Origin of the sequence: Micromonospora sp. D93 (assembly GCF_018070365.1) — a bacterium.
Lineage (GTDB): Bacteria > Actinomycetota > Actinomycetes > Mycobacteriales > Micromonosporaceae > Micromonospora > Micromonospora ureilytica.
On record NZ_JAGPXW010000019.1, the window covers coordinates 75831 to 102528 of the forward strand.

General features: G+C 69.8%; 28 protein-coding genes and 1 pseudogene. 8 read left to right on the plus strand and 21 right to left on the minus strand.

Annotated features, from left to right (window positions below):
- The first annotated feature begins 9 nt into the window (after positions 1–9).
- Positions 10–1236, plus strand: coding sequence for an AI-2E family transporter (locus KBX71_RS21075; protein ID WP_374102621.1), 1227 nt, complete (start codon positions 10–12; stop codon positions 1234–1236).
- Between the two features lie 42 nt (positions 1237–1278).
- Here the strand turns inward: KBX71_RS21075 and KBX71_RS21080 are convergent, their stop codons facing one another.
- From KBX71_RS21080 to KBX71_RS21105, 6 genes and pseudogenes are all read right to left on the minus strand, one after another.
- A complete protein-coding gene (locus KBX71_RS21080) occupies positions 1279–2088 on the minus strand; it encodes an alpha/beta hydrolase (RefSeq protein ID WP_210819705.1) in 810 nt (269 codons plus the stop codon).
- A 99-nt stretch (positions 2089–2187) separates the two neighbouring features.
- The gene (locus KBX71_RS21085; RefSeq protein ID WP_307847214.1) at positions 2188–2511 is read right to left on the minus strand and encodes a hypothetical protein; all 324 of its coding nucleotides are present in this window, start codon (positions 2509–2511) and stop codon (positions 2188–2190) included.
- An 86-nt stretch (positions 2512–2597) separates the two neighbouring features.
- A pseudogene (locus KBX71_RS34630) lies at positions 2598–2675 on the minus strand (SigE family RNA polymerase sigma factor); the annotation flags it as partial.
- Between the two features lie 40 nt (positions 2676–2715).
- Entirely contained in the window at positions 2716–4506 is a 1791-nt protein-coding gene (locus tag KBX71_RS21095; RefSeq protein ID WP_210819706.1) for a 3-hydroxyacyl-CoA dehydrogenase family protein, read from the minus strand.
- A 150-nt stretch (positions 4507–4656) separates the two neighbouring features.
- On the minus strand, positions 4657–5730 hold the full coding sequence (locus KBX71_RS21100) for an alpha/beta fold hydrolase (RefSeq protein WP_374102622.1): 1074 nt from the start codon (positions 5728–5730) through the stop codon (positions 4657–4659).
- Positions 5731–5810: 80 nt separating this feature from the next.
- Positions 5811–6227, minus strand: a complete 417-nt coding sequence (locus KBX71_RS21105; protein WP_124821212.1) for an FHA domain-containing protein — start codon at positions 6225–6227, stop codon at positions 5811–5813.
- Between the two features lie 257 nt (positions 6228–6484).
- Between KBX71_RS21105 and KBX71_RS21110 the strand changes: the two genes are divergently transcribed.
- Both KBX71_RS21110 and KBX71_RS21115 read left to right on the plus strand, forming a co-directional pair.
- Positions 6485–7981 (plus strand): aldehyde dehydrogenase family protein, encoded by a 1497-nt coding sequence (locus tag KBX71_RS21110; RefSeq protein ID WP_210819708.1) that lies wholly within the window; start codon positions 6485–6487, stop codon positions 7979–7981.
- An 80-nt stretch (positions 7982–8061) separates the two neighbouring features.
- A complete protein-coding gene (locus KBX71_RS21115; RefSeq protein ID WP_210819709.1) occupies positions 8062–8718 on the plus strand; it encodes a class I SAM-dependent methyltransferase in 657 nt (218 codons plus the stop codon).
- Between the two features lie 8 nt (positions 8719–8726).
- Here the strand turns inward: KBX71_RS21115 and nucS are convergent, their stop codons facing one another.
- Positions 8727–9386 (minus strand): endonuclease NucS, encoded by a 660-nt coding sequence (nucS, locus tag KBX71_RS21120; RefSeq protein ID WP_210819710.1) that lies wholly within the window; start codon positions 9384–9386, stop codon positions 8727–8729.
- Between the two features lie 71 nt (positions 9387–9457).
- On the opposite strand from nucS, the gene KBX71_RS21125 reads away from it, so the two are divergent.
- Both KBX71_RS21125 and KBX71_RS21130 read left to right on the plus strand, forming a co-directional pair.
- Entirely contained in the window at positions 9458–10075 is a 618-nt protein-coding gene (locus tag KBX71_RS21125) for a DUF4126 domain-containing protein (protein WP_124821208.1), read from the plus strand.
- Between the two features lie 81 nt (positions 10076–10156).
- A complete protein-coding gene (locus tag KBX71_RS21130; protein WP_210819711.1) occupies positions 10157–10453 on the plus strand; it encodes a DUF1540 domain-containing protein in 297 nt (98 codons plus the stop codon).
- Between the two features lie 20 nt (positions 10454–10473).
- On the opposite strand, the gene KBX71_RS21135 is transcribed toward KBX71_RS21130, so the two are convergent.
- Positions 10474–12480, minus strand: coding sequence for a protein meaA (locus tag KBX71_RS21135; protein ID WP_210819712.1), 2007 nt, complete (start codon positions 12478–12480; stop codon positions 10474–10476).
- 150 nt (positions 12481–12630) lie between these two features.
- On the opposite strand from KBX71_RS21135, the gene KBX71_RS21140 reads away from it, so the two are divergent.
- Together KBX71_RS21140 and KBX71_RS21145 are read left to right on the plus strand one after the other, a co-directional pair.
- Positions 12631–13482: an ABC transporter ATP-binding protein gene (locus KBX71_RS21140; protein WP_210819713.1), complete on the plus strand. Its 852-nt coding sequence runs from the start codon at positions 12631–12633 to the stop codon at positions 13480–13482.
- Positions 13479–14324 (plus strand): ABC transporter permease, encoded by an 846-nt coding sequence (locus KBX71_RS21145; RefSeq protein ID WP_210819714.1) that lies wholly within the window; start codon positions 13479–13481, stop codon positions 14322–14324. The genes KBX71_RS21140 and KBX71_RS21145 overlap by 4 nt, the downstream gene beginning before the upstream one ends.
- Before the next feature lie 40 nt (positions 14325–14364).
- Here the strand turns inward: KBX71_RS21145 and KBX71_RS21150 are convergent, their stop codons facing one another.
- The gene (locus KBX71_RS21150; protein WP_124821203.1) at positions 14365–15213 is read right to left on the minus strand and encodes a 3-hydroxyacyl-CoA dehydrogenase family protein; all 849 of its coding nucleotides are present in this window, start codon (positions 15211–15213) and stop codon (positions 14365–14367) included.
- Between the two features lie 78 nt (positions 15214–15291).
- Complete coding sequence (gene murA, locus KBX71_RS21155) at positions 15292–16734, minus strand: UDP-N-acetylglucosamine 1-carboxyvinyltransferase (protein ID WP_210819715.1); 1443 nt, start codon at positions 16732–16734, stop codon at positions 15292–15294.
- On the opposite strand from murA, the gene KBX71_RS21160 reads away from it, so the two are divergent.
- A complete protein-coding gene (locus tag KBX71_RS21160; RefSeq protein WP_091405871.1) occupies positions 16733–17305 on the plus strand; it encodes a cob(I)yrinic acid a,c-diamide adenosyltransferase in 573 nt (190 codons plus the stop codon). The two genes, murA and KBX71_RS21160, sit on opposite strands and share 2 nt — an antisense overlap.
- A gap of 267 nt (positions 17306–17572) precedes the next feature.
- Here the strand turns inward: KBX71_RS21160 and KBX71_RS21165 are convergent, their stop codons facing one another.
- The 11 genes from KBX71_RS21165 to KBX71_RS21215 form a co-directional block, all read right to left on the minus strand.
- Entirely contained in the window at positions 17573–18028 is a 456-nt protein-coding gene (locus KBX71_RS21165) for a DUF2550 domain-containing protein (RefSeq protein ID WP_210819716.1), read from the minus strand.
- A 12-nt stretch (positions 18029–18040) separates the two neighbouring features.
- Entirely contained in the window at positions 18041–18322 is a 282-nt protein-coding gene (locus tag KBX71_RS21170; protein ID WP_124821201.1) for a F0F1 ATP synthase subunit epsilon, read from the minus strand.
- Between the two features lie 88 nt (positions 18323–18410).
- Positions 18411–19553 carry an LCP family protein gene (locus KBX71_RS21175; RefSeq protein WP_210819717.1) on the minus strand — a complete coding sequence of 381 codons (1143 nt, stop codon included), beginning with the start codon at positions 19551–19553 and terminating at the stop codon, positions 18411–18413.
- Between the two features lie 222 nt (positions 19554–19775).
- Entirely contained in the window at positions 19776–21212 is a 1437-nt protein-coding gene (gene atpD, locus KBX71_RS21180) for a F0F1 ATP synthase subunit beta (protein ID WP_210819718.1), read from the minus strand.
- On the minus strand, positions 21212–22141 hold the full coding sequence (locus tag KBX71_RS21185) for a F0F1 ATP synthase subunit gamma (RefSeq protein ID WP_210819719.1): 930 nt from the start codon (positions 22139–22141) through the stop codon (positions 21212–21214). The genes atpD and KBX71_RS21185 overlap by 1 nt, the downstream gene beginning before the upstream one ends.
- A 4-nt stretch (positions 22142–22145) precedes the next feature.
- Complete coding sequence (atpA, locus tag KBX71_RS21190) at positions 22146–23798, minus strand: F0F1 ATP synthase subunit alpha (protein WP_210819720.1); 1653 nt, start codon at positions 23796–23798, stop codon at positions 22146–22148.
- A gap of 138 nt (positions 23799–23936) precedes the next feature.
- Positions 23937–24758: a F0F1 ATP synthase subunit delta gene (locus KBX71_RS21195; protein ID WP_124821196.1), complete on the minus strand. Its 822-nt coding sequence runs from the start codon at positions 24756–24758 to the stop codon at positions 23937–23939.
- Positions 24758–25297 carry a F0F1 ATP synthase subunit B gene (locus KBX71_RS21200; protein ID WP_210819721.1) on the minus strand — a complete coding sequence of 180 codons (540 nt, stop codon included), beginning with the start codon at positions 25295–25297 and terminating at the stop codon, positions 24758–24760. Before KBX71_RS21200 ends, KBX71_RS21195 begins: the two co-directional genes overlap by 1 nt.
- Positions 25298–25322: 25 nt before the next feature.
- Positions 25323–25565 (minus strand): F0F1 ATP synthase subunit C, encoded by a 243-nt coding sequence (locus tag KBX71_RS21205; protein WP_130404096.1) that lies wholly within the window; start codon positions 25563–25565, stop codon positions 25323–25325.
- Between the two features lie 67 nt (positions 25566–25632).
- Positions 25633–26430, minus strand: coding sequence for a F0F1 ATP synthase subunit A (atpB, locus tag KBX71_RS21210; RefSeq protein ID WP_210819722.1), 798 nt, complete (start codon positions 26428–26430; stop codon positions 25633–25635).
- Positions 26431–26441: 11 nt separating this feature from the next.
- The gene (locus tag KBX71_RS21215; protein WP_196929737.1) at positions 26442–26678 is read right to left on the minus strand and encodes an AtpZ/AtpI family protein; all 237 of its coding nucleotides are present in this window, start codon (positions 26676–26678) and stop codon (positions 26442–26444) included.
- Positions 26679–26698: the final 20 nt, after the last annotated feature.

The following is a 26698-nucleotide window of genomic DNA, read 5'->3' on the forward strand; positions in this document are numbered from 1 at the left end:
AGGTCCCTGGTGCCACAGCACGGCCCGTCCGGCGACGACCCGGACGTGACCCCCGGCCCACCACCGGCGGAAAACCCACAGCCGGCGGAGACGCGAGCACCGGAAGAGACGCCACCGGCGGAAGCGCCAGCACCGGTGCCGGTTCCCGCCCCGGGGATCGATCCGGATGAACCGCCCGCGGTCCCGTCCGGAAAGTTCGGCACACCGGGGCGGCCGCTGCGCCGCAGCAGCTTCCTGGTCGGCTTCACCGGTGCGCTGGGCGTGCTGCTGGCGTACACCCTCTATCTGGGGATTCGCAATGCCGGCGGCATCCTCGTGCTGGTGGTGATCGCGCTGTTCCTCGCGGTCGGCCTCAACCCGGCGGTGGTCCGGCTGGGCCGCTGGGGTGTGCCGCACGGCCTGGCGGTGGCGACTGTCGCGTTGACGGTGGTGCTGCTGCTCTGCGGCGGCGTGGTGGCGCTGGTCCCGCCGATCGTCACCCAGTCGGGGCAGTTCATCGACCAGATCCCGAGCCTGCTCGACGAGTTGCGCCGCAACCCGACGGTCAATGACCTGGTGGAACGGTACGACGTGGTGGAGCGGGTGCAGGGTGCGGCCAACGCGGAGACGGTCGGACGGGCGCTCGGCGGGGTGCTGGGCGGCGCACAACTGATCTTCGGCACGGTGTTCCGGACGCTTACCGTGCTGGTGTTGACGATCTACTTCCTGGCCTACTTCGACCGGCTGCGTTCGCTGGGGTACTCGTTGGTGCCCCGGTCCCGGCGGCACCGGGTGCAGCTGATCGGCGACGAGATACTGGCCAAGGTGGGCGCGTACATGGTCGGCGCGCTGAGCATCGCGGTGCTGGCCGGTGCGACCACCTTCGTGTTCGCGCTGATCGTCGACCTGCCGTACCCGTTCGCGCTGGCCGTGGTGGTCGCGGTGACCGACCTGATCCCGCAGATCGGCGCCACCCTGGGCGCGGTGATCCTGAGCCTGGTCGGCTTCGCCGCCGACCTGCCCACCGGCATCGCCTGCGCGGTCTTCTTCCTCATCTACCAGCAGGTGGAGAACTACCTCATCTACCCGAAGGTGATGCGGCGCTCGGTGGAGGTCAACGAGGTGGCCGCGCTGCTGGCCGCGCTGCTCGGGGTGGCGCTGCTGGGTGTGGTGGGCGCGCTCATCGCCATCCCCACGGTGGCTGCGCTGCAACTGATCCTGCGCGAGGTGGTGTTGCCCCGCCAGGAGCGCCGCTGAACGTTGGCCGGCCTGACCAGCGGCCCGGCGGGGACAGGCGGGTCAGTCCGCCTTGCTGGCGGCCGGGCCGGGGACGGGCGTGTCGGCGAAGGCGGCCACCGTCCGGTCGGCGTACGCGCTGACGTCGCCGGCCTCCATCGGCCCGTCCCAGGTCGTCGGCAGCGGCACCTCGACGGCCGGGTTGACCCGTCGGACGATCTCGTCGAGCACCGTCTCCGCGTCGCCCACCCAGAGGTGCTTGGCGCCCGCCACCCCGACCACCTCGGCCTGTGGCACGGCGGCGAACCGCTCCCGCGCCTCGGTCGGGCGCAGGTAGTCGTCGAACTCCGGCACGAGCGCCACCAGCGGCCGACCCGAGTTGGCCCAGGTGGCCAGGTCGTCAGGGGCGGAGAAACGCAGCGGCGGGGAGAGCAGGATGGCCCCGGCGATCGTGGGGTCGCAGCCGTACTTCAGTGCCAGGTCGGTGCCGAACGACCAGCCGACGAGCCAGATGTTGGGTAGCTCGGCGAACTCCGCGTACTCGATGGCGGCGGCCACGTCGTACCGCTCGCCCACCGCGCCGTCGAAGGCTCCCTCGCTGGTGCCGCGCACGCTGCTGGTGCCCCGGGTGTTGAACCGCAGCACCGCGAGGTCGGCCAGGGCAGGCAGCCGCCAGGCCGCCTTGCGGAACACGTGGCTGTCCATCATTCCGCCGTGGGTGGGCAGCGGGTGCAGGCAGACCAGGGTGGCCACCGGCGGCCGGTCGGCCGGCAGGGCCAGCTCACCGACCAGCCGTAGACCGTCGGCGGTGTGCAGCTCGATGTCCTCCCGGCGGCCGGGCAGGATCGACGACGCGCGGATCGCTGTGCTCACCGCCCAAGTCTGTCGCGAAGTCGCCGCCACCGCCCGCCCAGGCACGAACAGGGTGACCCAGGTCGCTAAGGCAGGCACTGAGCGCCCCGGGCGGGTAGCTCAGTAGCGCGGGGCGCCCCGGCCGCGCTGCACCGCCGGGCCGCGCCGCTCCCGGGCCCGCCAGCAGCCGCTGTGCCAGTGCCGCCGGTCGGTCAGGTCACCCAGGCCGTCCGCCGGCCAGGCCACCAGGTGCGCCACCCCGGGCGGGATCTCCTGGTTACAACCGGGGCAGCGGTACGTCTTGACCGACGCGCCCGCGCCGATGCCGCGTACCTGCCAGGCACCGTCGGTCCACTGCTGCACCGAGGCGACGCCCTGCCGGACCCGGTCGGCGTCCAGGTTGGCGTTCTCGTCCCGGCGAGGGCGATTGCGACGGGGGCTCACAGTCACCAAGCGTACGTCCGGCCGACGAGGCCGTCCGGGGCGGTCACCAGGTCGCGGGCCGGTCTCAGTGCTCGTCCTGGGGTGAGGTGCTCGTCACCGGTCAGCAGCCGGGCGAGCCGAACGAGGGCCGGGCCGCGGCTGCCGACGTACTCCTCGAAGGTCACATACTGCAGACGCGGTCAGGACCCGCAGGCGTTGACCCGGTCAGCGGTGCGAGTGGTCGCGGAAGCCGCGGCGGGTCTTGCGGCCCAGGTAGCCGGCGGTGACCAGGTGCTCCAGCAGCGGCGCGGGCGCGAAGCCCGGCTCGCGCAGTTCCAGGTACAGCTCGCGCTGGATGGCCAGCGCGACGTCCAGCCCGACCACGTCGAGCAGCTCGAACGGGCCCATCGGGTAGCCGCAGCCGAGCTTCATGGCGTGGTCGATGTCGTCGGCCGTCGAGTAGCTGGCCTCCAGCATCTTCACCGCGTCGTTCAGGTACGGGAAGAGCAGCGCGTTGACGATGAAGCCGGACCGGTCGCCGCAGACCACACCTGTCTTGCCGAGCGCGGCGCAGACGGCGCGGGCGGTGGCGGTGGTCTCCGGCGAGGTGCGGATGGTCCGAACCACCTCGACCAGCGGCATGACCGGCGCCGGGTTGAAGAAGTGCAGTCCCACCACGTCGGCCGGTCGGTGGGTGGCCATCGCCACGTCGATCACCGGCAGCGACGAGGTGGTGGTGGCCAGCACGACGCCCGGCTTGCAGATCTCGTCGAGGCTCGCGAAGAGGGCCTTCTTGACGCTCAACTCCTCGACCACCGCCTCGACCACGAGGTCGACGTCGGCGAGGTGGTCGAGCGTGGCCGACCAGCTGATCCGGCCCAGGGCGGCGTCCCGGTCGGCCTCGGCGAGCTTGCCGCGCACCACGCCCTTGTTCAGCGACGTCTTCACCGCCTCGCAGACCTTCGCGGACTTCTCCATCCCGCGGGTCACCGAGACGACCTCGTAGCCGGCCTTCGCGAAGACCTCGATGATCCCGGTGGCCATCGTCCCCGAGCCGACAATGCCAACCTTGGTGATGGCGCGCGCGCCGTCGGCGAGCGCCGACTCCGTGGCCAGCGGCGTCGCCTCATCGGGTACGACCACCGGGGAGCCGGGCCGCTCGTAGGTGTAGAAACCCCGGCCGGACTTCCGGCCGAGCAGCCCCGCCGTCACCATCTGCTTGAGCAGCGGCACCGGTGCGTGCCGGCGGTCCCGCCCGCCGCGCCGGTACATGGTGTCCAGGATCTCGTACGCGGTGTCCAGGCCGATCAGGTCCATCAACGCCAGCGGGCCCATCGGGAGACCGCAGCCGAGCTTCATGGCGGCGTCGATGTCCTCCCGGGTCGCGTAGTGCGACTCGAACATGCCGACCGCGTGGTTGAGGTAGCCGAAGAGCAGCGCGTTGGCGATGAAGCCGGCCCGGTCGTTGATGGTGACGTCGACCTTGCCGAGCCGCGCGCAGAGCGCTTCGACGTCGGCGACCACCTCGGGTGCGGTGACGACCGTGCGGACCACCTCGACCAGCTTCATCACCGGTGCCGGGTTGAAGAAGTGGATGCCGATGACCTGGTTGGGGCGGCTGGTGGCCACCGAGATCTCGGTGACGCTCAGCGACGAGGTGTTGGTGGCGAGGATCGTCTCCGGTCGGCAGACCCGGTCCAGCTCCGCGAAGATCCGCTGCTTGAGGTCCAGGTGCTCGGGCACCGCCTCGATGACCAGGTCGACGGAGTGCAACGCGTCCAGGCCGACAGCGAAGTGCACCCGCTCGTGCAGGGCGTCGCGGTCCGCCTCGGCGAGCTTGCCCTTGGCGACCGCCCGGTCGGTGGAACCCTTCAGGGTGGCCCGGCCACGTTCCAGCGCCGGCGCGGAGATCTCCACGGCCACCACGTCGATGCCGTTGCGGGCGAAGACCTCGACGATGCCGGCACCCATGGTGCCCAGCCCCACCACGCCAACGGTGCTGAACTCGCGCGCCACGACCGGCCTCCCCAGAGACTCCGCACGGCCACTGAACGGCCGCTAAGGTTATGCGCGCGAGTCTGCCACCTGACGGTGAGTTGTCGAGACGCCGTGGCATATTTCACCCACGGCGCAGCCGGGCCGCAGCGCGGCCGACACCTGGACCGCCTATCCGGCGGCCGGCAGGCTGGTCAGGGCCAGCAGCTCCGCGACGAACTCCGCCGGGCGCTCCAGGTGCGGGCTGTGACCGCAGCCGGGCAGGACCACCTCGTGGTACGCGCCGCCGGCCGCCGCGTACCGGTCGAGCACGGCCCGGGTCTGGCCGACCATCGGTTGCGGTGGGCAGGCGTCCGCGCCGGGCCAGCCGGGCACGAGATCCAGCGAACCCAGGTACGCCAGGTCGAAGAGCGAGGTGTCCGAGACGATGACGTCGACGTCACCGCGTACCCAGGTGACCGGCGGTTTCTCGGCGACGGCCACCAGCTCGTCGGCGAGCCGGAACCAGGTCGGCGCGAGCGCGTTGAGCACCCCGCGCTCCCCCGGCGCGGTGCCCGGCCAGTTCTCCGACGGCACCGCCGTGCCCGGGTAGTTGTCGTCCCCGGTAGCTGTGGAGAGCACGGTGTCCAGCAGCAGATCCTCGTCCGCGCCCAGCGAGGCGGGATCGGCCACATAGGTGGCGCGCAACACGGCGCGCGGGCTGGCCGGCGCGTCCGCGCTCCGGTCGCCGGCCGCGAGTCGGGCGACGAAGTCCGGGTTCGCCGTGCCGGCGCCGGTGCCGGCGAAGTCGGCTGTGGTCGGCGTGCCGGTCAGGTCGCGGGTGCCGCCGAAGCCGTACGGGGAGACCGGTGCGGCGAGCAGCAACGCTCCCACCCGGTGCGGATGGTCGACCAGCAGGCGCATCGCGACGCCGCCGCCGAGGGAGTGCCCGACCACCACCGGGCGCGCGTCGGCGTCGAAGAGCGTCGGGTCGTCCAGGAGGGCGGCCACGTCGTCGGCGAAGTCCCGCAGGCCCCGGGTGGCGTCCACCGGGGCCGTCGCGGAGTCGCCGTACCCCCGCAGGTCGGGGGCGACCACCCGCAGCGTCGGCGGCAGACGCCGGACCAGCGGCTCCCAGAACAGCGCGGACGAGCAGTTGCCGTGGATCAGCAGCACCGGCGTGCCGTCCGGCGGGCCGGCCACCCGTACCGCCTGGGTGATGCCGTTCGCCGTCACGGTCCGCTGCTCGGTGTCCATCCGCGGCATGCTGCCACGGGTGTCCCCGTCGGTCCAGGTGTCGGACCGCCACCCAACGGAGCTGCCCGGTGTGGCCGACCGCCAGGCGATCAGCGACGCGTGGCCGGCGGCGCGGCCAGCGGTAGCGGCAGCGTCGGTCGGACGTCACGCCGGGACGGGCCGAAGCTCAGCCCGACCGGATCGGTGAGCGCCACCCCGGGGTCGAACAGGCGCAGCTCGGTACGGCCCAGCCGGATCACGTCACCGTCGGAGAGTCGTTCCACCTCGGTGATCCGCCGGTCGTTGAGCCAGGTGCCGTTGGTGGACCCCAGGTCCCGCAGGGACGGGCCCTCCGGCGCCAGCCACACCTCGGCGTGGCGACGGCTCAGGTGCGGGTCGTTGATGACCACCTGACCTGTCGGCGCGCGGCCGATCACCTGTGGTTCGCCCCGCATGCGAAAACTCGCGCCGCGCATCGGTCCACCCGCGACCGTCAACAGCGGCATCAGTTCCGGATGTTCCTCCATGGACAGTCAGCCCTCCACCCCACACCGTCACTCCGCGCGTCAGCTTGCCATCAGACGGTAGTCGTCAGTACCGACCGGCCGGTCAGCCTCTCGTCACCTCCCGGCCACCTGCCGTTCGACGATTCGGGCGGGCCGTATCGGTCACCAACGCCCTGACCTGCACTGATCAACGATCGGTCGGGTAGGTGCGACGCCGGTCCCCCCGCCTCGAATCGGGGACCCTACCGGCGAGTAATCCTCGGGTCTAGACTTCCGCCATGACGGCAGTGCATATCCCGGGCGTTCCGGTCATCGACGCGGGTCAGTTGGTTTCCACCAGCCCGGCGACCGGCGCCGAGGCCGGTCGACTGCCGGTCGCAAGCGAGGCCGACGTGCGGCAGGCCGTCGCTCGCGCCCGCGCCGCCGGCGAGTGGTGGGCCGGTCTGGGCTTCACCGGCCGCCGCCAGCGGATGCTGCGGTGGCGTGCCCTGCTCGCCAAGCGCATCGAGCAGTTGGCCGAGTTGGTGCACGTCGAGGGCGGGAAGCCGGTCGCCGACGCCATCGTCGAGATCGTCACCGCGATCGAGCACATCGACTGGGCCGCCCGCAACGCCGGCCGTGTGCTCGGCCCACGCCGGGTGCGGTCCCGGCTCATCCTCGCCGAGTTCTCCGCGCACCTCGAATACCAGCCGTACGGGGTGGTCGGCGTGATCGGGCCGTGGAACTATCCGGTCTTCACGCCGATCGGCTCCGCCGCGTACGCCCTCGCCGCTGGGAACGGCGTGGTGCTCAAGCCGAGCGAGTACACGCCCGCCGTCGGCCAGTGGCTGGTGGACAGCTTCGCCGAGGTGGTGCCCGAGCAACCGGTGTTCACCGCCGTGCACGGGCTGGGTGACGTGGGCGCGGCGCTGTGCCGCTCCGGGGTCGACAAGCTGGCCTTCACCGGCTCCACCGCCACCGCCCGCAAGGTGATGGCCGCCTGCGCCGAGACGCTGACCCCGGTGCTCATCGAGGGCGGCGGCAAGGACGCCATGATCGTCGACAGCGACGCCGACCTGGACGCGGCCGCCGAGGCGTGCGTCTGGGGCGGCATGACCAACGCGGGCCAGACCTGCATCGGCATCGAGCGGGTGTACGCCGTCGACGCCGTTTTCGACACCTTCGTCGACAAGGTGGTGGCTCGCGCCGGTCGGCTGACGGTCGGGCCGGAGGGCACCGACATCGGGCCGATCACCATGCCCCAGCAGATCGACGTGATCCGCCGGCACATCGACGCCGCGATCACGTCCGGTGGGCGCGCCGCGCTCGGTGGCCCGAGCGCCGTGCAGCCGCCGTACGTCCACCCCACCGTGCTGGTGGACGTCCCGGAGGAGTCGGCCGCCGTCCGCGAGGAGACCTTCGGCCCCACGCTGACCATCAACCGGGTCCGCGACGCCGACGAGGCCGTCACCCGCGCCAACGCCCTGTCGTACGGCCTCGGGGGTTCGGTCTTCGGCCGGCGGCGCGCGGTGGCCATCGCCCGGCGACTGCGCTCCGGGATGGCCTCGATCAACTCCACGCTGACCTTCGCCGGCATGTCCACCCTCCCGTTCGGCGGTGTCGGCGACTCCGGCTTCGGTCGGATCCACGGAGAGGACGGCCTGCGTGAGTTCGGCCGGTCCAAGGCAATCACCCGACGTCGCGCCCGGTCGCTGCTGCCGTCGATGACCTTCGACCGCACCCCCACCGACGTGGCCCGGCTCGTCAAGGCGATCAAGGCGATGTACGGAAGGTGAGTGTCGGATAACCGATCATCGAGAAGGATCGGCGTATCCACATGTTTATACGTTGTGGTCGCGGCGGTACATTGCGTTAAATGGGCCCCAATCGATTGCGCTACCGCCTTGTCGACAGTGAGCAGTCGTGGGCCGCCCGGCGGCGTCGGCACCGCTCGGACTGGCTGGCGCGCACCTTCCCCGACATCGGTGACATGCACGTGGTCGACCTCGGCGGCCGGCTCGGCACCTGGCACCGCGCCACCGTCCGACCGGCCCGCGTGACAGTCGTCAACCTGGAGCAGCCGCCCTCCGTCGTCCCCGAGTGGGCCCACGTCGAGCAGGCCGACGCCTGCGACCTGCCTCCGCACCTGACCAGGGGCACCTACGACCTGGTCTTCTCGAACTCGGTGCTGGAGCATGTGGGCGGGCACGAACGCCGGATCCGCTTCGCCGCTGCCGCCCGCTCACTGGCCGACCGACACTGGGTGCAGACGCCCTACCGCTACTTCCCCATCGAGCCACACTGGATCGCGCCGGGGATGCAGTTCCTGCCGGTGCGACTGCGCACCGCGTTCGCCCAACGCTGGCCGTTGGGGCACAAGCCCACCCGCAGCCATGCCGCCGCCATCCACCAGGTGCTCTGGACCGAGCTGTTGGACCGCTCGCAGATGCGCCACTACTTCCCCGACTCGTCCATGCTGGTGGAGCGGGTGTTCGGGCTGCCGAAGTCACTGATCGCGGTGCGCACCGGCTAGCGCGGCGATCAGAAGAGGGTCAGCTCGTCCTTCACGATGCCGCGCAACCTGTCGTAGTCCACGACCACACACCGGATGCCCCGGTCGGTGGCGAGCACCCGGGCCTGCGGCTTGATCTCCTGGGCGGCGAAGACCCCGACGACCGGGCTGAGCAGCGGGTCACGGTTCATCAACTCGAGATAGCGGGTCAACTGCTCCACGCCGTCGATGTCGCCACGCCGCTTGACCTCGACGGCGACCGAGCCCGAGTTGGCGTCCCGGCACAGCAGGTCGACCGGGCCGATCGCCGTCATGTACTCGCGGCGCACCAGCGTGAACCCCTCGCCCAGGGCACCCGGGTTGGCGGCCAGCAACTCCTGCAGGTGCGCCTCCACCCCGTCCTTGCGCAGGCCCGGATCCACACCCAACTCGTACGAGGTGTCCTGGAAGATCTCCTCCAGGGTGATCCGCAGCTCCTCGCCAGCCTTGTTGACGACCCGCCACACACCGGGGGCCTCCTCCAACCGACACGGCGGGCTCATCCAGTTCAACGGCTTGTACGCCCGGTCGTCGGCGTGAATAGACACCGACCCGTCCGCCTTCACCATCAGCAACCTGGTGGCCAGCGGCAGGTGAGCCGAGAGCCGTCCGAGATAGTCCACCGAGCACTTCGCAATGACCAACCGCACCCGACGAGGGTAGCCGAGCACCCACCGGTCGCCAGCGAGCGGCACTGGCGCGTCGATGCGATGCTGAGACCGTGTTCGAAGTCCTCACCGGCACCGGTCTCGCCGCCTCGGCGGGGCTGAACGCCTACATACCCCTGCTCATCCTCGGTCTGCTCGGTCGTTACACCGACCTGATCGACCTGCCCAGCGGCTGGACCTGGCTCGGCAACGGCTGGGTCATCGCCATCATGGCCCTGCTGCTCGCCGTCGAGATGGTGGCCGACAAGGTGCCAGTGGTCGACCACATCAACGACGTGGTGCAGACAGTGGTCCGGCCCACCGCCGGCGGCCTGGCCTTCGGCGCCGGCTCCTCGTCGGAGACCGTGACGGTCAGCGACCCGGGGAGCTTCTTCTCGTCCCACCAGTGGGTGCCTGTCGTCACCGGCGTGCTGCTGGCGTTGGGCGTGCACCTGCTCAAGTCCGCGGCCCGCCCGGTGATCAACGCGACCACCGCCGGTTTCGGCGCCCCGGTCGCCAGCACCGCCGAGGACGCCACGAGCGTGGTGGTCTCCCTGGTGGCGATCATCCTGCCGGTGCTGGTGCTCGTCGTCCTGGTCGGCCTGGCGTTCTTCACCTTCTGGTTCTTCCGTCGCCGATCCGAACGACGCCGCGAACGAGAGGCGGCCCGCGCCGCCGGCTTCCGCGTCTGATGGGCGGGCGGGCTCGCCGTACCGGGCTTTTGTCGGCCGACAAAAGCCTAGTATCGGGGCAAGAGCCTAGAGGAGGTCGGCATGACCGCAGCGTTGGAGATGCCCCGAGTCCAGGAATGTGTGGTCGCCGCGTGCGCGTACAACCAGTCGGGTGACTGCCACGCCTTCGCCATCACGATCGGCAGCATGGATCACGCCCACTGCCACACCTTCGTCGAGTCGCCCGTCCGGGGCGGTGCGGAGAGCATGATCGCGCAGGTGGGTGCCTGCCAGCGCTCCGACTGCCGGCACAACGAGCAGTTGGAGTGCCACGCGGCGTCCATCCGGGTCGGCCCGGACAACGACATGGCCGACTGCATGACCTACGCCGGCCGCTGACCAGCCGGGGCGACAGCTGATCAGGGCAGGTCGTTGGCGCGACGGATCACCGTCACCAGGTCGTCGATGATGCCGGTGAGGGCGAAGTCCCTCGGGGTGAAGACCCGGGCGACGCCGGCCGCCCGGAGCGTGTCCGCGTCACTGGCCGGGATGATGCCGCCCACGACCACCGGCAGGTCCGCCCGGCCGGCGGCGCGCAGCCCGTCGAGCACCGCTGGCACGGCGGCCAGGTGCGACCCGGAGAGCACTGACAGCCCGACCAGGTCGACGTCCTCCTCCACGGCGGCCGCGACGATCTGCCCCGCCGTCAACCGGATGCCCTGGTAGACCACCTCGAAGCCGGCGTCGCGGGCGCGTACCGCGATCTGCTCCGCGCCGTTCGAGTGCCCGTCCAGGCCGGGTTTGCCGACCAGCAGCCGCAGCCGGCCGCTGCCCAGCTCCCGCGCCGTGGCGGCGACCCGCTCGCGGACCGCCGCGAGGCCCGGCTCAGCACCGCCGCCGGTGGCACCGGCAAGGCCGGTAGGTGCCCGGTACTCGCCGAAGACCTGGCGCAGCGCGCCGGCCCACTCGCCGGTGGTCACCCCGGCCCGCACGCACTCAAGGGTGGCTGGCATCAGGTTGGTGGTGGTCGCGGCGTCCGCGCGCAGCCGGGCCAGCGCCGCGTCGACGACGGTCGCGTCCCGATCAGCCCGCCACAGGTGTACGCCGTCCACGGCGGCCGCCTCGACAGCGGGATCGACCTGCTCGACAGCGCCCGCGCCGGCGGCGGTCAGCGGGGAGGATTCGGTCTCGGTGTACCTGTTGACGCCGACCACCACGTCGGCACCGGACTCCATTCGCCGGCGGCGTTCTGCCAGCGACGCGACAAGCGCGCTCTTGAGGTAGCCGGTCTCCACCGCGGCGACGACACCGCCCAACTCCAGCACCTTGTCCAGCTCGACCCGCGCCCCGGTGACGACCTCGTCGACGAGCGCCGTCATCACGTGCGACCCGGCGAAGAGGTCGGGATATTCGAGCAGATCCGACTCGTACGCCAGGACCTGCTGCATCCGCAGCGACCACTGCTGGTCCCAGGGGCGGGGCAGGCCGAGCGCCTCGTTCCAGGCGGGCAGTTGGACCGCGCGGGCGCGGGCGTCGCGGGACATCGTCACGCCGAGCATCTCCAGCACGATGCGCTGGATGTTGTTCTCCGGCTGCGCCTCGGTGAGGCCGAGCGAGTTGACCTGCACTCCGTAGCGGAACCGCCGTTGCCTGGCGTCGGTGACCCCGTACCGGTCCCGGGTGATCTCGTCCCAGAGCACACCGAACGCGCGCATCTTGGCGATCTCCTCGACGAAGCGCACCCCGGCGTTGACGAAGAACGAGATCCGCTGGACCACGTCGCCCATCCGCTCGGCCGGCACCTGACCGGAGTCCCGGACCGCGTCGAGCACGGCGACGGCGGTGGCCAGCGCGAAGCCGACCTCCTGCACGGGCGTCGCGCCGGCCTCCTGGAGGTGGTACGAGCAGATGTTGACCGGGTTCCACCGGGGCATCTCGCGCAGCGTGTACGCCACCACGTCGGCGGTGAGCCGCAGCGATGCCGCCGGCGGAAAGATGTAGGTGCCCCGGGACAGGTACTCCTTGATGATGTCGTTCTGGGTGGTGCCGGCGCAGCGGGTCAGGTCGGCGCCCTGCTCCAGCCCGACGGTGCCGTACAGGGCGAGCAGCCACATCGCCGGGGCGTTGATGGTCATCGAGGTGTTCGTGTCGGCGAGCGGGAGACCGTCGAAGAGCGTCCGCATGTCGCCGAGGTGGGCCACCGGCACACCGACCCGACCGACCTCGCCGGAGGCGAGTTCGTGATCCGGGTCGTACCCGGTCTGGGTGGGCAGGTCGAAGGCGACCGAGAGGCCGGTCTGCCCCTTCGCCAGGTTGCGGCGGAAGAGGGCGTTGGTCGCCGCGGCCGACGAGTGGCCGGCGTAGGTGCGCATCACCCACGGGCGGTCCCGCTCGGGCAGCCGCCCCGGGAATGCCGTCTCATCCATGGCCGGAGTCTAAGTTACCGTTCAGTAAAAGGAGCTGTGGAAAACCACACAGGTCCATGTCGCGGACGTCCGGGTGTCAAGTACGCGCAGTGGCGCTGACCGCCACACCCGGGGCAGCGTGGCCCTTGGCCAGGGCGCACACTGGACGTCATGGAAGACGAGCTGGCCATCTCCGTCCGGGGGTTACGCAAGGCGTACGGCGACAACGTCGCGGTGGCGGGCGTGGACCTCGACGTCCACCGTGGCGAGGTGTTCGCGTTGCTCGGCCCGAACGGCGCCGGCAAGACCACCACCGTGGAGATCCTGGAGGGCTACCGCCGCCGCGACGCCGGCGAGGTCTCCGTGCTCGGCGCCGACCCGGCCCATGCCGACGCAGGGTGGCGGTGCCGGGTGGGCATCGTGCTCCAGGGCACCGGCGAGTTCGACGAGCTGACAGTGGCCGAGGTGGTCCGGCACTTCTCCGGCTTCTACCCCGACGCCGACGACCCGGACAAGGTGATCGAGCGGGTCGGGCTGGCCGGCAAGGCGAAGGCCCGGACGCACACCCTCTCCGGCGGGCAGAAGCGCCGCCTGGACGTGGCCCTGGGCATCATCGGCCGTCCCGAGCTGCTCTTCCTCGATGAGCCGACCACCGGCTTCGACCCGGAGGCCCGCCGCGAGTTCTGGGAGCTGATCCGCGACCTCGCCGCGGCCGGCACCACAATCGTGCTCACCACCCACTACCTGGACGAGGCCGAGGCCCTCGCCGACCGGGTCGGCGTGATCGCCGGCGGTCGACTGGTCGAGGTCGCCGCACCCGACCGGCTGGGCAATCGACAGGAGTCCCTCGCGACGGTCTCCTGGCGTACCCCGGACGGGCTGTTGGAGCTTGCGCAAACCGCGACCCCGACGGCCTTCGTGGCCGACCTCGCCGCGCGCTACGGCGGCGAGGCCCCCGGGCTCACGGTGACCCGGCCGACCCTGGAGGACGTCTACCTCACCATGATCGGACACGCGCGATGACGACCACGACGAAGCCGGCCACGCCAGTGGCCGCGGCCCGCGGCCGACGGCCGGGTGCCGGTGCCCTCGCCCTGCGCCAGGGCCGGCTGGAGATCACCCAGTTCCTGCGCAGCAGGGAGTCGGTGGTCTTCACGATGGGCTTCCCGATCATCATGATCGTGATCTTCGCGTCGATCTTCCACGGCACGATCGGCGGCGGGGTCAAGTTCACGCAGTACTTCATCACCGGCATGATCGCGACCGGCCTGATGACTGTGAGCTTCCAGAACCTGGGCATCTGGATCCCGGTCGAGCGGGACCGGGGGGTGCTCAAGCGCTACCGGGGCACGCCCATGCCGAAGTGGGTCTGGTTCGCCGGCAAGGTGCTCATGGTGGTGGTGATCGGCATCGCCGAGACGGCGCTGCTGCTGGCCGTCGCGGTGGCGCTGTTCGACCTCGACCTGCCCGGCACCGCCGGGAAGTGGTTCACCTTCGGCTGGGTCGCCGTGCTCGGGGTGACCGCCTGCACCCTGGGCGGCATCGCCATCTCGTCGCTGGCCCGCAGCGCCCGCAGCGGCTCGGCGGTGGTCACCCCCGTCGCTCTGGTGCTCCAGTTCATCTCCGGGGTGTTCTTCGTCTTCACCGACCTGCCCACCTGGATGCAGCAGGTGGCGGCGCTGTTCCCGCTCAAGTGGATGTGCCAGGGGCTGCGGGCGGTCTTCCTGCCGGAGAGCTTCGGCGCCCAGGAGCCGGGCGGGTCGTTCGAGCTGGGCCGGGTGGCGCTGGTGCTCGGCCTGTGGTGCGTGATCGGCCTGGTGCTCTGCCTGACCACGTTCCGCTGGACCACCAAGCGCGACGGCTGAGCGGCCGACCGGGGCGGACGCCCGCCCCGGTCGCCACCACTCAGTACGTGTAGAAGCCCTTGCCGGTCTTGCGGCCCAGGTCGCCGGCCGTGACCATCCGCTGGAGCAACTCCGGCGGGAAGAACTTCTCGTCGGCGGTGTCGGTGTAGATGTTCTTCGAGGCGTGCAGCAGCACGTCCACGCCGGTCAGGTCGGTGGTGGCCAGCGGGCCCATCGCGTGCCCGAAGCCCAGCCGGCAGGCGGTGTCCAGGTCCTCCGCGGACACCACCCCGGCCTCGACCAGCTTGACCGCCTCCATCACCAGGGCGGAGATCAGCCGGGTCGTGACGAAGCCGGCGATGTCCCGGTTGACCACGACAACCGTCTTGCCGATCTCCTCGGCGAAGGCCCGCGCGGTGCCCAGCGTGGCATCGCTGGTCTTGTAACCGCGAACCAGCTCGCAGAGCTGCATCATCGGCACCGGGGAGAAGAAGTGGGTGCCGACGACCGCCTCGGGCCGCTCGGTCACCGCGGCGATCTGGGTGACCGGGATGGCCGAGGTGTTGGTGGCGAGCACCGCGTCGGCCTTGCAGATCTTGTCCAGGGCGCGGAACACCTCGTGCTTGATTTCCAGCCGCTCGAAGACCGCCTCGACCACGATGTCCGCGTCCGCCGCCGCCTCCAGGTCGGTGGTCGGGGTGATCCGGGCCAGCGTCGCCTCGACCTCGGACGCCTCGATCTTGCCCTTCTCGGCGAACTTCTCCAGCGACTTCCGGATGCCGCCGAGCCCACGGGTGGTGGCAGCCTCGTCCAGGTCGCGCAACGTCACCTGCCAGCCCGCCTGCGCCGCCACCTGAGCGATGCCGGAGCCCATCAGCCCGGCCCCGACGACCGCGAGTCGACCCGCCATCTACTTCTCCCTCGCTGCGATTGAGTGCCTGCAAACACCCTAGTCGGCGAGCCTGAACGATGACTAAGTGGCGGGGCGTCAGATCTCCAGTGCTGGCTCCTCCGGCGTGGTGCCCCGCTCGACGGCCACCCCGAGCGCCCGCAGGTCGGCCACGAAGTCCGGGTAGCCCCGGTCGACGTGATGCACGTGGGACACCTCGGTGACCCCCTGCGCGCACAGCCCGGCGATGATCAGCCCGGCACCGGCGCGGATGTCGGTCGCCTGCACCGGTGCGCCGGAGAGCCGACCCCGCCCCCGGACCACCGCGTGATGCCCATCGGTCTTGATGTCCGCGCCGAGCCGCATCATCTCGTTGGCGAACATGAACCGGCCGTCGAAGATGTTCTCGGTGATCAGGGAGGCACCGTCGCTGACGGCCGCCAGCCCGATCGCCATCGGCAGCAGGTCCGTGGCGAAGCCGGGGTACGGCAGCGTCACCACGTCCACCGCCCGGGGCCGCTCGTCCATTCGTACGCGGAAGCCGTCCCCCCGGGTCTCCACCAGTCCGCCGGCCGCCACCACCTTGTCCAGGGCGACCTCCAGGAAGGCCGGGTCCAGCCCGGTCACCGTCACGTCGCCCCGGGTCATCGCCGCGCCGAACGCCCAGGTGCCGGCGACGATCCGGTCCCCCACCGTGGCGTGACGCACCGGACGCAGACCGGGCACACCGGTGATCCGCAACGTCGACGTGCCCGCGCCGACGATGCGCGCGCCCATCTCGTTGAGCATCGTGCAGATGTCGACGATCTCCGGCTCCCGGGCCGCGTTGTCGATCATCGTGGTGCCCTGGGCCAGCACCGCCGCCATCACCAGGTTCTCGGTCGCACCGACGCTGGGAAAATCCAACACGATGTCCGCGCCACGCAGCCCGTGCGGGGCGGAGGCGATGACGAAACCGTGCTCACCGGAGATCTCCGCCCCCATCCGGGTCAGCCCGGAGACGTGCATGTCCAAGCCCCGCGACCCGATCGCGTCGCCGCCGGGATGGGCCACCCGCACGTACCCCCGACGGGCCAGCAGTGGGCCGAGCACGCAGATCGACGCGCGCAACCGTCGGACCAGGTCGTAGTCGGCCTCCGCGCCCGGCTGTTCGGGTACGTCGATCGTCACCGACCGGGACCGGGCCACGCCGCCACGAGCGACCATCGGGTCGACCGGGTCGTCCGCATCGAACTGGACGTCGCAGCCCAGCCGGCGCAGCACCTCCCCCATGATCGCGATGTCGGTGATCCGGGGGACGTTGGTGATCACGCTGCGGCCCGGCGCGAGCAGCGCGGCGGCCATCAGCTTCAACGCCGAGTTCTTGGCACCGACCACGTGCACGGTCCCGGCCAGTCGGGCGTCACCGTGGACCCGGATGACGTCGACATCGTTGACCGCCGGATCGCCGGCGTCGCCGGGGCCCACCACCACCGGCCAGCCGGCGGTGCTGTCCGGCCGCGCCGGGATCGTCAGGTCGGGAATCCGTAGGCTGTGCGTCATGGCCGTCCACCTCACGCGCATCTACACCAAGGCCGGCGACGCCGGCATGACCAGGCTGAGCAACAACGAGCAGGTGCCGAAGACCGATCCACGGATCGCCGCGTACGCGGATGTCGACGAGTGCAACGCGGCGATCGGCGTCGCGCTCGCGCTGGGAAACCTCGACGAGGAGCTTCGCGGCGTGCTGGGGTCGGTGCAGAACGACCTGTTCGACGTCGGCGCCGACCTGTCCACACCGGTCGAGCCGGAGCCGAAGTACCCGCCGCTGCGGGTGACCGAGGAGTACGTCGAGCGCCTGGAGGGCTGGTGCGACGAGTACAACGCACGCCTGAGCAAGCTCGACTCCTTCATCCTCCCCGGCGGCACCGCGGGCGCGGCGCTGCTACACGTGGCGCGGACCGTCGCCCGGCGTGCCGAACGGGCGGCGTGGGCGCTGGTCAGCCACGATCCGGAACGAACCAGCACGCTCCCGGCAAAGTATCTCAACCGGCTCTCCGATCTGCTCTTTATCCTGTCAAGAACGGCAAATCCGGCAGGAGATGTGCTATGGGTGCCGGGCGGCAAGCGCTGAACGTCGGCGCTCCGCACCACGTCGAGGTCTGGGTTCCCACTCTGACCGCCACCACGCGTAGCCAAGCCGTGATCGACGCGAGAAGGCGCGACTTAACAAAACCGGTAACGGCAGATGATCAAAGCCCGCGCCGGACCGACGCACAGTGGCAACGAAGGGTTTCCGGGGGAGCCCGCCCGGCGCAGGGATCAAGCCTGACCGCCCGGAGCCGGGCGGGCTCCCCCGGAAACCCCAAGCGCAACCGACGGGCAGCCTAAGCAGCCAGCCTCAGGCGGCAGGCCAATCCTGGGAGGCCATACGCGGCGAGACCGCCCCCGGAGGGGCGGCCTCGAGCCAGGAGAGAAAACCGGTCACTGTCGATCGCGCCATGGCGATCTCCACCGGTGCGTGGTTACTGGTACAGCGGAGGATCACCCAGTCGGCCGGCATGGAGAACCGTTCCTGACCTTCGGGCAACCGGCGGCGCTCCACAGCCAGCCCCTTGCGGGAGAGCACCCGCTTGGGTCGGATCGCGAAGCTGAACATCCGGTACCAACGCAGTTCGTCACCGGCGAACCGACCGAAGCCGGGTGACCAGCCGCGGCCGTCGAGCATGGTGGAGACCCGGACGCTGAGCCGGATGATGCCACCGCTGCGGGTGACCAGAGCTCGCCGGACGAAGAGGGTCAGAAGCGCGCCGAGGATGACGACGATGCCGATCCCGAATCCTTCGACGATCTCCATCCCCGGTGTGGCTCAGCGGCTCTGCGCGGAGACCGGGGTTGCGCTCTCGGCCAGCACTGTGACTCCGTCGGCGCTCACGGAGAGGAAGCCGCCGGCTACCTCGTAGGTGACCTGCTCACCGCCGGCGAGCTTGATGCGCACCTGGCCGGGCTCGGCGAGTTGACCGAGAAGCGGCGCGTGGCCCGGCAGGACACCGAGCTCGCCTTCGGTCGTCCGGGCGACGACCATCTCGGCGTCACCGGACCAGACCTTCTCCTCGACGGCGACGAGCTCGACGTGAAGCTGCTGTGCCACGCTGTCTCCTTGCTGCGGCTATGGATTGCCGAAAGTCTAGCCTGACGACGCGGCGCGCCCAACGCGGGTGGGGACAACGGCGCCCCGACTACTTGGCCTTGTTCACGAATTCCGGGTGCTCGAGCAGGAACGGGTCGAGTTGCTCGTTGTGCAGGGCTGTGAAGAAGTCCGGGACCCCCTCCTGGAACTGCTCGCCCAGGTACTTCTTACCGTCGTAGACCCCACCACCGGGGAGCTTGATCATCTCGATGGTGTTCGGGCGGATGTCCTTCAGGGCGAGCCCGAAGTCGACCACGCTGCTACCCCGACCGTTGAAGATCAGTGACTGGCCGGCGGCGCGGAGCACCTTGTCCAGCTTGATCGGGTTGGCCACCACGTCGGCGCCGAACGCCTGGCCGACCATGGCCTTGACGAACTGCTGCTGGTGGCGCTGCCGGCCGTAGTCGGAATCCGGGACGCCGTTCTTCGGGTAGCGCTGCCGAACGTAGTCCAACGCCTGCCACCCACTCAGGTGCCGGTTGCCCTTCTTGTAGAGCGCCTGTGGGCCGACGTAGCCCTCACCTCGGGTGTTGCCCGGCCGCGGTTTGCCGTCCGGCTGCTTGTGCTCGGACTTCACGTCGCGCTCGATGTACATGTCGACACCACCCATGGCGTCGACGATCTTCTGGAAGCCGGTGAAGTTGATGATCGCGCCGGCGTCGAAGCGCTTGATGCCTGTCACCTTCTGCACGGTGGTGGCCAGCAGCTCGAAGCCCCGTGCGGCGTCGGGGTTGGCCCCCGGGACCTTGCTGCCGAACGACATCGCGGCGTTGATCTTCGTGGTCTCGCCCGGGAAGTCGGCCTTCTTGAACTCCGGGATGCGCACGTAGAGGTCACGTGGCAGCGAGAACAGGTAGGCCCGGTCCATCGACGCCGGCACGTGCAGCACCATGATCGAGTCGGCCAGTGGCGCGGCCGTCGGCGTACGCGGGTCGATGCCGACGAGCAGGATGTTGAGCGGACCCTTGATATCGCTCTTCTTCGCCTGGGCACCCGCCGCCTGGTCGCCGAACAGGTCGGCCTTGCCGACAGCTCCCTCGTAGCGGGCCATGAGCACCTCGGTGCCGACCAGCACAGCGCCGCTGAGCACGGTCAGCACGGTGCCGAACACCGTGCAGATCCTGGCCCACCGCGGCACACCTCGCCAGATGGACGGCTTGCGGCCACTCTTGCCGGCCTTACCCACGAGCATCTCCGTTCGTTACGCCCACGACGAGGAAGACGGGCGCACGTCGTCGAAAGGTTGCAAATATCAACGCTCGTTCAGGTGAGCGCGGATCGAACCGTAGCTCGGGAGCCTCGGGAGTGACGACCACGAGTAACGGACCGCGACGATGGTAAGGCGCGAACATGAACAAAAGACTGCCCCGGCATTGCCGGGGCAGTCTTTTTGCTACGGGAGATGAGAGCTGGGTCAGCTCTTCATCAGCTCCTCAGCCTTGCGCTCCAGGTCCTCGAGACCGCCGCACATGAAGAACGCCTGCTCGGGGAAGTGATCGTACTCACCCTCGCTGATCTTGCGGAACGCCTCGATGGTCTCCTTGATCGGGACCGTCGAGCCCGGCACGCCGGTGAACTGCTCCGCCGCGTAGGTGTTCTGCGAGAGGAAGCGCTCGATCCGCCGGGCACGAGCCACGGTGATCTTGTCTTCCTCGGAGAGCTCCTCGATACCGAGGATGGCGATGATGTCCTGCAGGTCGCGGTAGCGCTGCAGGATCCGCTTCACCTCGGTGGCCACCTGGAAGTGCTCGGGGCCGACGAACTCCGGAGCGAGGATCCGGGACGAGGACGCCAGCGGGTCCACGGCCGGGTAGATGCCCTTGTCGGAGATCGACCGCTCCAGGTTGGTGGTCGCGTCCAGGTGGGCGAACGTGGTGGCCGGGGCGGGGTCGGTGTAGTCGTCCGCCGGCACGTAGATCGCCTGCATCGAGGTGATGGCCTGGCCCCGGACGGAGGTGATCCGCTCCTGGAGCTCGCCCATCTCGTCGGCCAGGGTCGGCTGGTAACCCACGGCGCTCGGCATACGGCCGAGCAGGGTGGACACCTCCGAACCGGCCTGCGTGAAGCGGAAGATGTTGTCGATGAAGAGCAGCACCTCCTGCTTCTTCACGTCGCGGAAGTATTCCGCCATGGTCAGCGCGGAGAGCGCCACCCGCAGCCGGGTGCCCGGCGGCTCGTCCATCTGGCCGTAGACCAGCGCGGTCTTGTCGATGACGCCGGACTCGGTCATCTCGGCGATGAGGTCGTTGCCCTCACGGGTGCGCTCACCCACGCCGGCGAACACCGAGGTACCACCGAAGTTGCGGGCAACCCGGGTGATCATCTCCTGGATGAGCACCGTCTTGCCCACGCCCGCGCCGCCGAACAGGCCGATCTTGCCGCCCTTGACGTACGGGGCGAGCAGGTCGATGACCTTGATGCCGGTCTCCAGCATCTCGGTCTTCGGCTCCAGGTCCGCGAAGGCCGGGGCCTTGCGGTGGATACCCCAGTGGTCGTCCGGGGTCAGGGTCTCGCCCTCTTTGAGGTTGAGCACCTCGCCGATCGCGTTGAACACGTGGCCCTTGACCGCGTCGCCCACGGGCACCGTGATCGGCTCGCCGCGGTCACGCACCTCCGCGCCGCGGACCAGGCCGTCCGTCGGCTGCATCGAGATGGCACGGACCAGGTTGTCACCCAGGTGCTGGGCGACCTCCAGGGTCAGCGTCTTCTCACCGCCGGACAGGCTCACGTCAACGTTCAGGGCGTTGAACAGGGCCGGCATGGCGTCGCGCGGGAACTCGGCGTCGACGACCGGGCCGATGACCCGGACCACGCGACCCGTGGCCGTCTTGGTCTCTACTGGTGCAGTCATCACACTTCACTTCCCGACGCGGCCAGCGCGTTGGCGCCGCCGACGATCTCGCTGATCTCCTGGGTGATACCGGCCTGGCGGGCCGAGTTCATCTCGCGCGTGTACTTGTCGATCATGTCTTCGGCATTGTCGGTGGCGGACTTCATGGCCCGCCGCCGTGCCGCCGACTCGCTAGCCGCCGACTCGATCAACGCCGCGTAGATCCGCGTGTTGATGTAGCGCGGCAGGAGCGCGTCGAGCAGCGCCTCCGCCTCCGGCTCGAACTCGTACGCCGGCAGCAGCCCCTCGGAGCGCGGCCGGTCCTCCACCTGCATCGGACCGATGACCTTGGTGACCGGGTTCTGCGTCATCAGCGAGTGGAACTCGGTGTAGACGATGTGCAGCTCGTCGACGCCGAGCACCCCGTCCGCTCCGGCGCCGCCGTCGGCGTCGTCCGCACCGGCCGTGAACGCCTTGATCAGCGTCTCACCGACGGCGCGGGCGTCCTCGAACGACGGCTGCTCGCTGAAGCCCGTCCAGTTGGCCTCGATCGGCCGCTCGCGGAACCGGTAGAACCCGACGCCCTTACGCCCGATGACGTAGAGCACCGGCTCCTTGCCGTCCGCCTTGAGCCGCGCGATCAGCGACTCCGCCATCCTGATCGCGTTGGAGCTGTAGCCGCCGGCCAGGCCACGGTCACTGGTGACCAACAGGACGCCGGCCCGCCGCACCCGCTCGCGCGGGGTCAGCAGCGGGTGGTCGATCCGCGCGTTGGACGCCAGCGCCGTGAGCACGCCGGTGATGGCCTGGGCGTACGGCAGGGACGCCTGCACCCGGGCCTGAGCCTTGGCGATCCGGCTCGTCGCCACGAGCTCCATCGCCTTGGTGATCTTCTTCATCGACTTCGCCGAGCGGATTCGTTGACGAAGAACGCGTACCTGGGCCGCCATCGGATCAGCTCTCGGCCGGGCGGTCGGTCGTGCCGTCGCGGAAGCGGGTCACCGTCTCGCGGTTCTCGTCGCCCTCGAGCGGCGCGGCCGGCGCGTCGTTGATCTTGCGCTCGTCCTCCTTGCCGAGGAAGACCTGCTTGAACTCGGCGATCGCCGTGTCCAGGGAGCCGATGATGTCGTCGTTCCACTGGTTGTCGGCGATCCCGGCCAGCACACCCTCGTGCTTGTGCCGCAGGTACTGGAGGAACTCCGACTCGAAGCGTCGTACCTCGCCGACCGGAATGTCGTCCAGCTTGCCCTCGACGCCGGACCAGACCGAGACGACCTGCTCCTGCACTGGGTACGGCGAGTAGTTCGGCTGCTTGAGCAGCTCCACCAGGCGGGACCCACGGTTCAGCTGGTTCTGCGAGGCCCGGTCCAGGTCGGAGGCGAAGGCGGCGAACGCCTCCAGCTCGCGGTACTGGGCCAGGTTGAGTCGCAGCGAACCGGAGACCTTCTTCATCGGCTTCACCTGCGCGGCGCCACCGACCCGGGAGACCGAGGTGCCGACGTTGATCGCCGGCCGGACGCCCTGGTTGAACAGGTCCGTCTCCAGGAAGATCTGACCGTCGGTGATCGAGATGACGTTGGTCGGGATGAAGGCCGAGATGTCGTTGGCCTTCGTCTCGATGATCGGCAGACCGGTCATCGAGCCGCCACCCAGCTCGTCGGAGAGCTTCGCGCAGCGCTCCAGCAGGCGGGAGTGCAGGTAGAAGACGTCACCCGGGTACGCCTCACGGCCCGGCGGGCGACGCAGCAGCAGCGACACGGCGCGGTACGCCTCGGCCTGCTTGCTCAGGTCGTCGAAGACGATCAGAACGTGCTTGCCGCCGTACATCCAGTGCTGCCCGATGGACGAGCCGGTGTACGGGGCGATGTACTTGAAGCCGGCCGGGTCGGACGCCGGGGAGGCGACGATGGTGGTGTATTCCATCGCGCCCGCCTCTTCCAGCTGGCCCTTGATCGAGGCGATCGTGGAGCCCTTCTGGCCGATGGCGACGTAGATGCAGCGGACCTGCTTCTTCGGGTCGCCGCTGCGCCAGTTGTCCCGCTGGTTGAGGATGGCGTCCAGCGCGACAGTGGTCTTGCCGGTCTTCCGGTCGCCGATGATCAGCTGCCGCTGGCCCCGGCCGATCGGCGTCATGGCGTCGATCGCCTTGATACCGGTCTGCAGCGGCTCGAACACCGACTGCCGGGCCATCACGTTCGGAGCCTGCAGCTCCAGCTCGCGGAAGCCCTCGTTGGCGATGTCGCCGAGCCCGTCGATCGGCTGGCCGAGCGCATCGACCACGCGGCCGAGGAAGGCATCGCCGACCGGAACGGAGAGCACCCGGTCGGTGCGCTTGACGCGCTGCCCCTCCGCCAGCTTGGCGGAGTCACCGAGAACGACGACGCCGATCTCCCGGACGTCGAGGTTCAACGCCACGCCCAGGGTGCCGTCCTCGAACTCCAGGAGCTCGTTGGTCTTGGTCGAGGGCAGGCCCTCGACGTGGGCGATGCCGTCGCCAGTGTCGGCGACGGTGCCGACCTCCTCGCGGGAGACGTCGGACGAGTAGGAGGAGACGTAGCGCTCCAGGGCGCCGCGGATCTCCTCCGTCGAGATGGTCAGCTCGGCCATCCTCTGCTTCCTTAAAATTCAGGGGCCCGGGATACCTAGTACCAACCGGTCCGAATGGCGTCTGTCAATCCGGGCGCTGGGCGGCAGAGCCGCCCGACTGGGCGGCGCAGCCGCTCAGCCGCTGGGCGGCGGAGCCGTTCAGCGCTTCGCGAGCGCGTTGCGGCTCTCGTTGAGGCGGCGCAGGATGGTGCCGTCGTACAGGTCGGAACCGACCCGGACGCTCACGCCACCCAGGACGGCGGGGTCGACCGTCTGCTTGACGGAGACCTCTCGACCGTATATCGCGGTGAGGCTCGCACCCAGCCGGTGCTCGTCCTCGTCACTCAACGGGGCCGCGACGGTCACGTATGCCACCTGCCGGTCACGCCGGTCGGCGGCGAGCTCGACCAGCCGGGTGAGCGCCCCGCTGAAGGAGCGTCCCCCGAACCCGCTCAACGCCACCTCGACGAGGCGGACAGTGACCGGGCGGGCCTTGTCGGCGAGCAGCTCGCGGGCCAGGGTGGCCCGCTGCTCGACCGGGGCGACCGGGTCGGCGAGCGTGTTGCTCAGCGCCGACTGACCGGCCACTACCTGACCGAAGCGGAACAGCTCGTCCTCGACCTCGCCCAGCTCGCCGGCCTTGTCGGCGCTGGCGAGCAGCGCCTCCACGCCCAGCCGCTCGGCACCGCCGAGAAGCTCCGACGGTGCCGACCAACGGCCGGACACCAGCGTCACGAGCAGGTCGAGCGCGTCCGCGCCGATCCGCCCACCCAGCATGTCGCCGAGCAGAGCGCCGCGATCCTCACCGGAACGAGCCGGCTCGGACAGCGCCCGGCGCAGCCGCGGCTCACGCCGCAGCAGACTCGCCACGGAGAGGATGGCGTCGGCGGTGGAGGCCACCGCCGACGGCTCCGCGCCGCGGACGTACGCGTCGAGGCGCTCGGCCGCGACCTTGTACGACTCCCGGCTGGCGGCCTGCATCAGCGGGCCCCCGTGCTCTCGAGGCCGCTCAGGAACCGGTCCACGGTGCCCTTGCGCCGCGCCTCGTCGGCAAGCGACTCGCCAACGATCTTGCTGGCCAGGTCCACCGCGATCGTGCCGACCTCCGTGCGCAGCTCGCGCACGATGGTGGCCCGCTCGGCGGCGAGCGCGTCCTTACCCGCCTGGATGACCCGGTCGGACTCTTCCCGCGCCTTGGCGAGGATGTCCTGTCGGATCCCCTCGGCGTCGGCCCGCGCGTCGTCACGGATCTTGGCGGCGTCGGTCCGGGCCTCAGCGAGCTGGGCACGGTACTGCTCGAGCAGCTGGTTCGCCTCGGCCTGAGCGGCCTCGGCGCGCTTGATGCCGCCCTCGATCGCGTCGACCCGAGCCTGGAACGTCTGCTCCATGCGCGGGAAGACGAACTTCATCAGCACGTAGCAGAGCACGGCGAAGGCGACCGAACCGACCACGATCTCCTGCCAGAGCGGGATGATCGGGTTGTGGGTCGACTCACCACCCTCAGCGGCGAGGAAATACATGGTTACCTCCCGGTCAAAGGGTGGATCAGGCTGCGGAGCCGGCCCAGATGAAGCCGAAGGCGATGCCCAGCAGCGCGAGCGCCTCGATGACGGCGAAGCCGATCCAGACGTACGGCAGGGTCATCCGCGACGACTCCGGCTGGCGGGCGGTCGACTGGATGTAGGCGGCGAAGACCAGGCCAACGCCGATGCCCGGGCCGATGGCGGCGAGACCGTAGCCGATGGCAGCGGTGCTACCGGTGACCTCGGCGAGAACGCTAGCGTCCATTGGTGTGGTTCCTCCTGGTTATCACGCGTGACTCTCACGCGGGACGACAACGGATGGTGCGGGTGGATCAGTGCTCTTCGGCGAGCGCGCCCTGCACGTAGCTGGCGGTGAGGACGGTGAAGACGTAGGCCTGCAGGCAGATCACCAGGAACTCGAGGAAGGTGAGCGCGATGGTCATCACCCAGGAGAGCACCGAAACGGGGGCCAGCCAGGCGTTGGCGCTCAGCATCGCGAAGCCGCCGAGCGTGAAGACCAGCAGGAGCATGTGACCGGCGAACATGTTCGCGAAGAGACGAACCGCGAGCGAGAACGGCCGGACGATGAAGGTGGAAAAGAGCTCGATCGGGATCAGCAGCGGCAGGATGTACCAGGGTGCCGGCGGGATCAGCGAGTTCTTGAAGTATTTGACGAAGCCGTGCTGCTTGATGCCGATGTAGTTGAACAGCACGTAGCTGATGATCGCGAGGATCGCCGGGAAGGCGATGTGCGAGTTCGGCGAGATCTGGAAGAACGGGATGATCGCGAACGCGTTCGTCAACAGCACGAAGCAGAACAGCGTCGTGAAGTACGGCGCGAACCGCACACCCGCGTGACCGATCATCTCGACCGCGATGTTGTTGCGCACGAAGCCGTAGATCGACTCGGCGAACCACTGCTTCTTGGTCGGCACCAACTGCGGGTTCCGGTAGCTCGCCAGGAAGAAGATGATCAGGACGCCGACCGCGATCCAGACCATCGCCGTGATCTTGGTGAACCAGTAGGAGTCGTGCGCACCCCAGGGCAGGATGCTGGGCAGGTAGAAGTCCTCCACCGTGGGTGGGAATGCCGCCTGGCCCGCTGCCAGAACGTTCGCCTGTCCGAACACCGCGTCCCTTCCTAAGTAGGCGTGCCGAGTCGGCGGATGACCAGGATGATGCCCCCAGCCATACCGAGCACGACGCCGATCCCGGTGGCGACGCCGCCGGTGTCGAGCCACTGGTCAACCAGCCAGCCGATGAAACCCCACACGAGCATGCCTCCGATGAGGTAGCTGAGCGCGGTCCAACCCTGACCGGCACCGGACGGATAATCGTCCGGTTCACCGGCGGGACGGGGGGTTTGGTCACCAGCCATGACGGGGCGAACGATATCAG

What these genes read in the sequence shown, in the direction of transcription:
- KBX71_RS21100 (WP_374102622.1), bottom strand. Translation starts at nt 5,730, where the DNA reads ATGCCGCGGATGGACACCGAGCAGCGGACCGTGACGGCGAACGGCATC.
- KBX71_RS21105 (WP_124821212.1), bottom strand. Translation starts at nt 6,227, where the DNA reads ATGGAGGAACATCCGGAACTGATGCCGCTGTTGACGGTCGCGGGTGGA.
- KBX71_RS21110 (WP_210819708.1), top strand. Translation starts at nt 6,485, where the DNA reads ATGACGGCAGTGCATATCCCGGGCGTTCCGGTCATCGACGCGGGTCAG.
- KBX71_RS21115 (WP_210819709.1), top strand. Translation starts at nt 8,062, where the DNA reads ATGGGCCCCAATCGATTGCGCTACCGCCTTGTCGACAGTGAGCAGTCG.
- KBX71_RS21130 (WP_210819711.1), top strand. Translation starts at nt 10,157, where the DNA reads ATGACCGCAGCGTTGGAGATGCCCCGAGTCCAGGAATGTGTGGTCGCC.
- KBX71_RS21135 (WP_210819712.1), bottom strand. Translation starts at nt 12,480, where the DNA reads ATGGATGAGACGGCATTCCCGGGGCGGCTGCCCGAGCGGGACCGCCCG.
- KBX71_RS21140 (WP_210819713.1), top strand. Translation starts at nt 12,631, where the DNA reads ATGGAAGACGAGCTGGCCATCTCCGTCCGGGGGTTACGCAAGGCGTAC.
- KBX71_RS21145 (WP_210819714.1), top strand. Translation starts at nt 13,479, where the DNA reads ATGACGACCACGACGAAGCCGGCCACGCCAGTGGCCGCGGCCCGCGGC.
- KBX71_RS21150 (WP_124821203.1), bottom strand. Translation starts at nt 15,213, where the DNA reads ATGGCGGGTCGACTCGCGGTCGTCGGGGCCGGGCTGATGGGCTCCGGC.
- KBX71_RS21160 (WP_091405871.1), top strand. Translation starts at nt 16,733, where the DNA reads ATGGCCGTCCACCTCACGCGCATCTACACCAAGGCCGGCGACGCCGGC.
- murA (WP_210819715.1), bottom strand. Translation starts at nt 16,734, where the DNA reads ATGACGCACAGCCTACGGATTCCCGACCTGACGATCCCGGCGCGGCCG.
- KBX71_RS21165 (WP_210819716.1), bottom strand. Translation starts at nt 18,028, where the DNA reads ATGGAGATCGTCGAAGGATTCGGGATCGGCATCGTCGTCATCCTCGGC.
- KBX71_RS21175 (WP_210819717.1), bottom strand. Translation starts at nt 19,553, where the DNA reads ATGCTCGTGGGTAAGGCCGGCAAGAGTGGCCGCAAGCCGTCCATCTGG.
- atpD (WP_210819718.1), bottom strand. Translation starts at nt 21,212, where the DNA reads ATGACTGCACCAGTAGAGACCAAGACGGCCACGGGTCGCGTGGTCCGG.
- KBX71_RS21185 (WP_210819719.1), bottom strand. Translation starts at nt 22,141, where the DNA reads ATGGCGGCCCAGGTACGCGTTCTTCGTCAACGAATCCGCTCGGCGAAG.
- atpA (WP_210819720.1), bottom strand. Translation starts at nt 23,798, where the DNA reads ATGGCCGAGCTGACCATCTCGACGGAGGAGATCCGCGGCGCCCTGGAG.
- KBX71_RS21195 (WP_124821196.1), bottom strand. Translation starts at nt 24,758, where the DNA reads ATGCAGGCCGCCAGCCGGGAGTCGTACAAGGTCGCGGCCGAGCGCCTC.
- KBX71_RS21200 (WP_210819721.1), bottom strand. Translation starts at nt 25,297, where the DNA reads ATGTATTTCCTCGCCGCTGAGGGTGGTGAGTCGACCCACAACCCGATC.
- KBX71_RS21205 (WP_130404096.1), bottom strand. Translation starts at nt 25,565, where the DNA reads ATGGACGCTAGCGTTCTCGCCGAGGTCACCGGTAGCACCGCTGCCATC.
- KBX71_RS21215 (WP_196929737.1), bottom strand. Translation starts at nt 26,678, where the DNA reads ATGGCTGGTGACCAAACCCCCCGTCCCGCCGGTGAACCGGACGATTAT.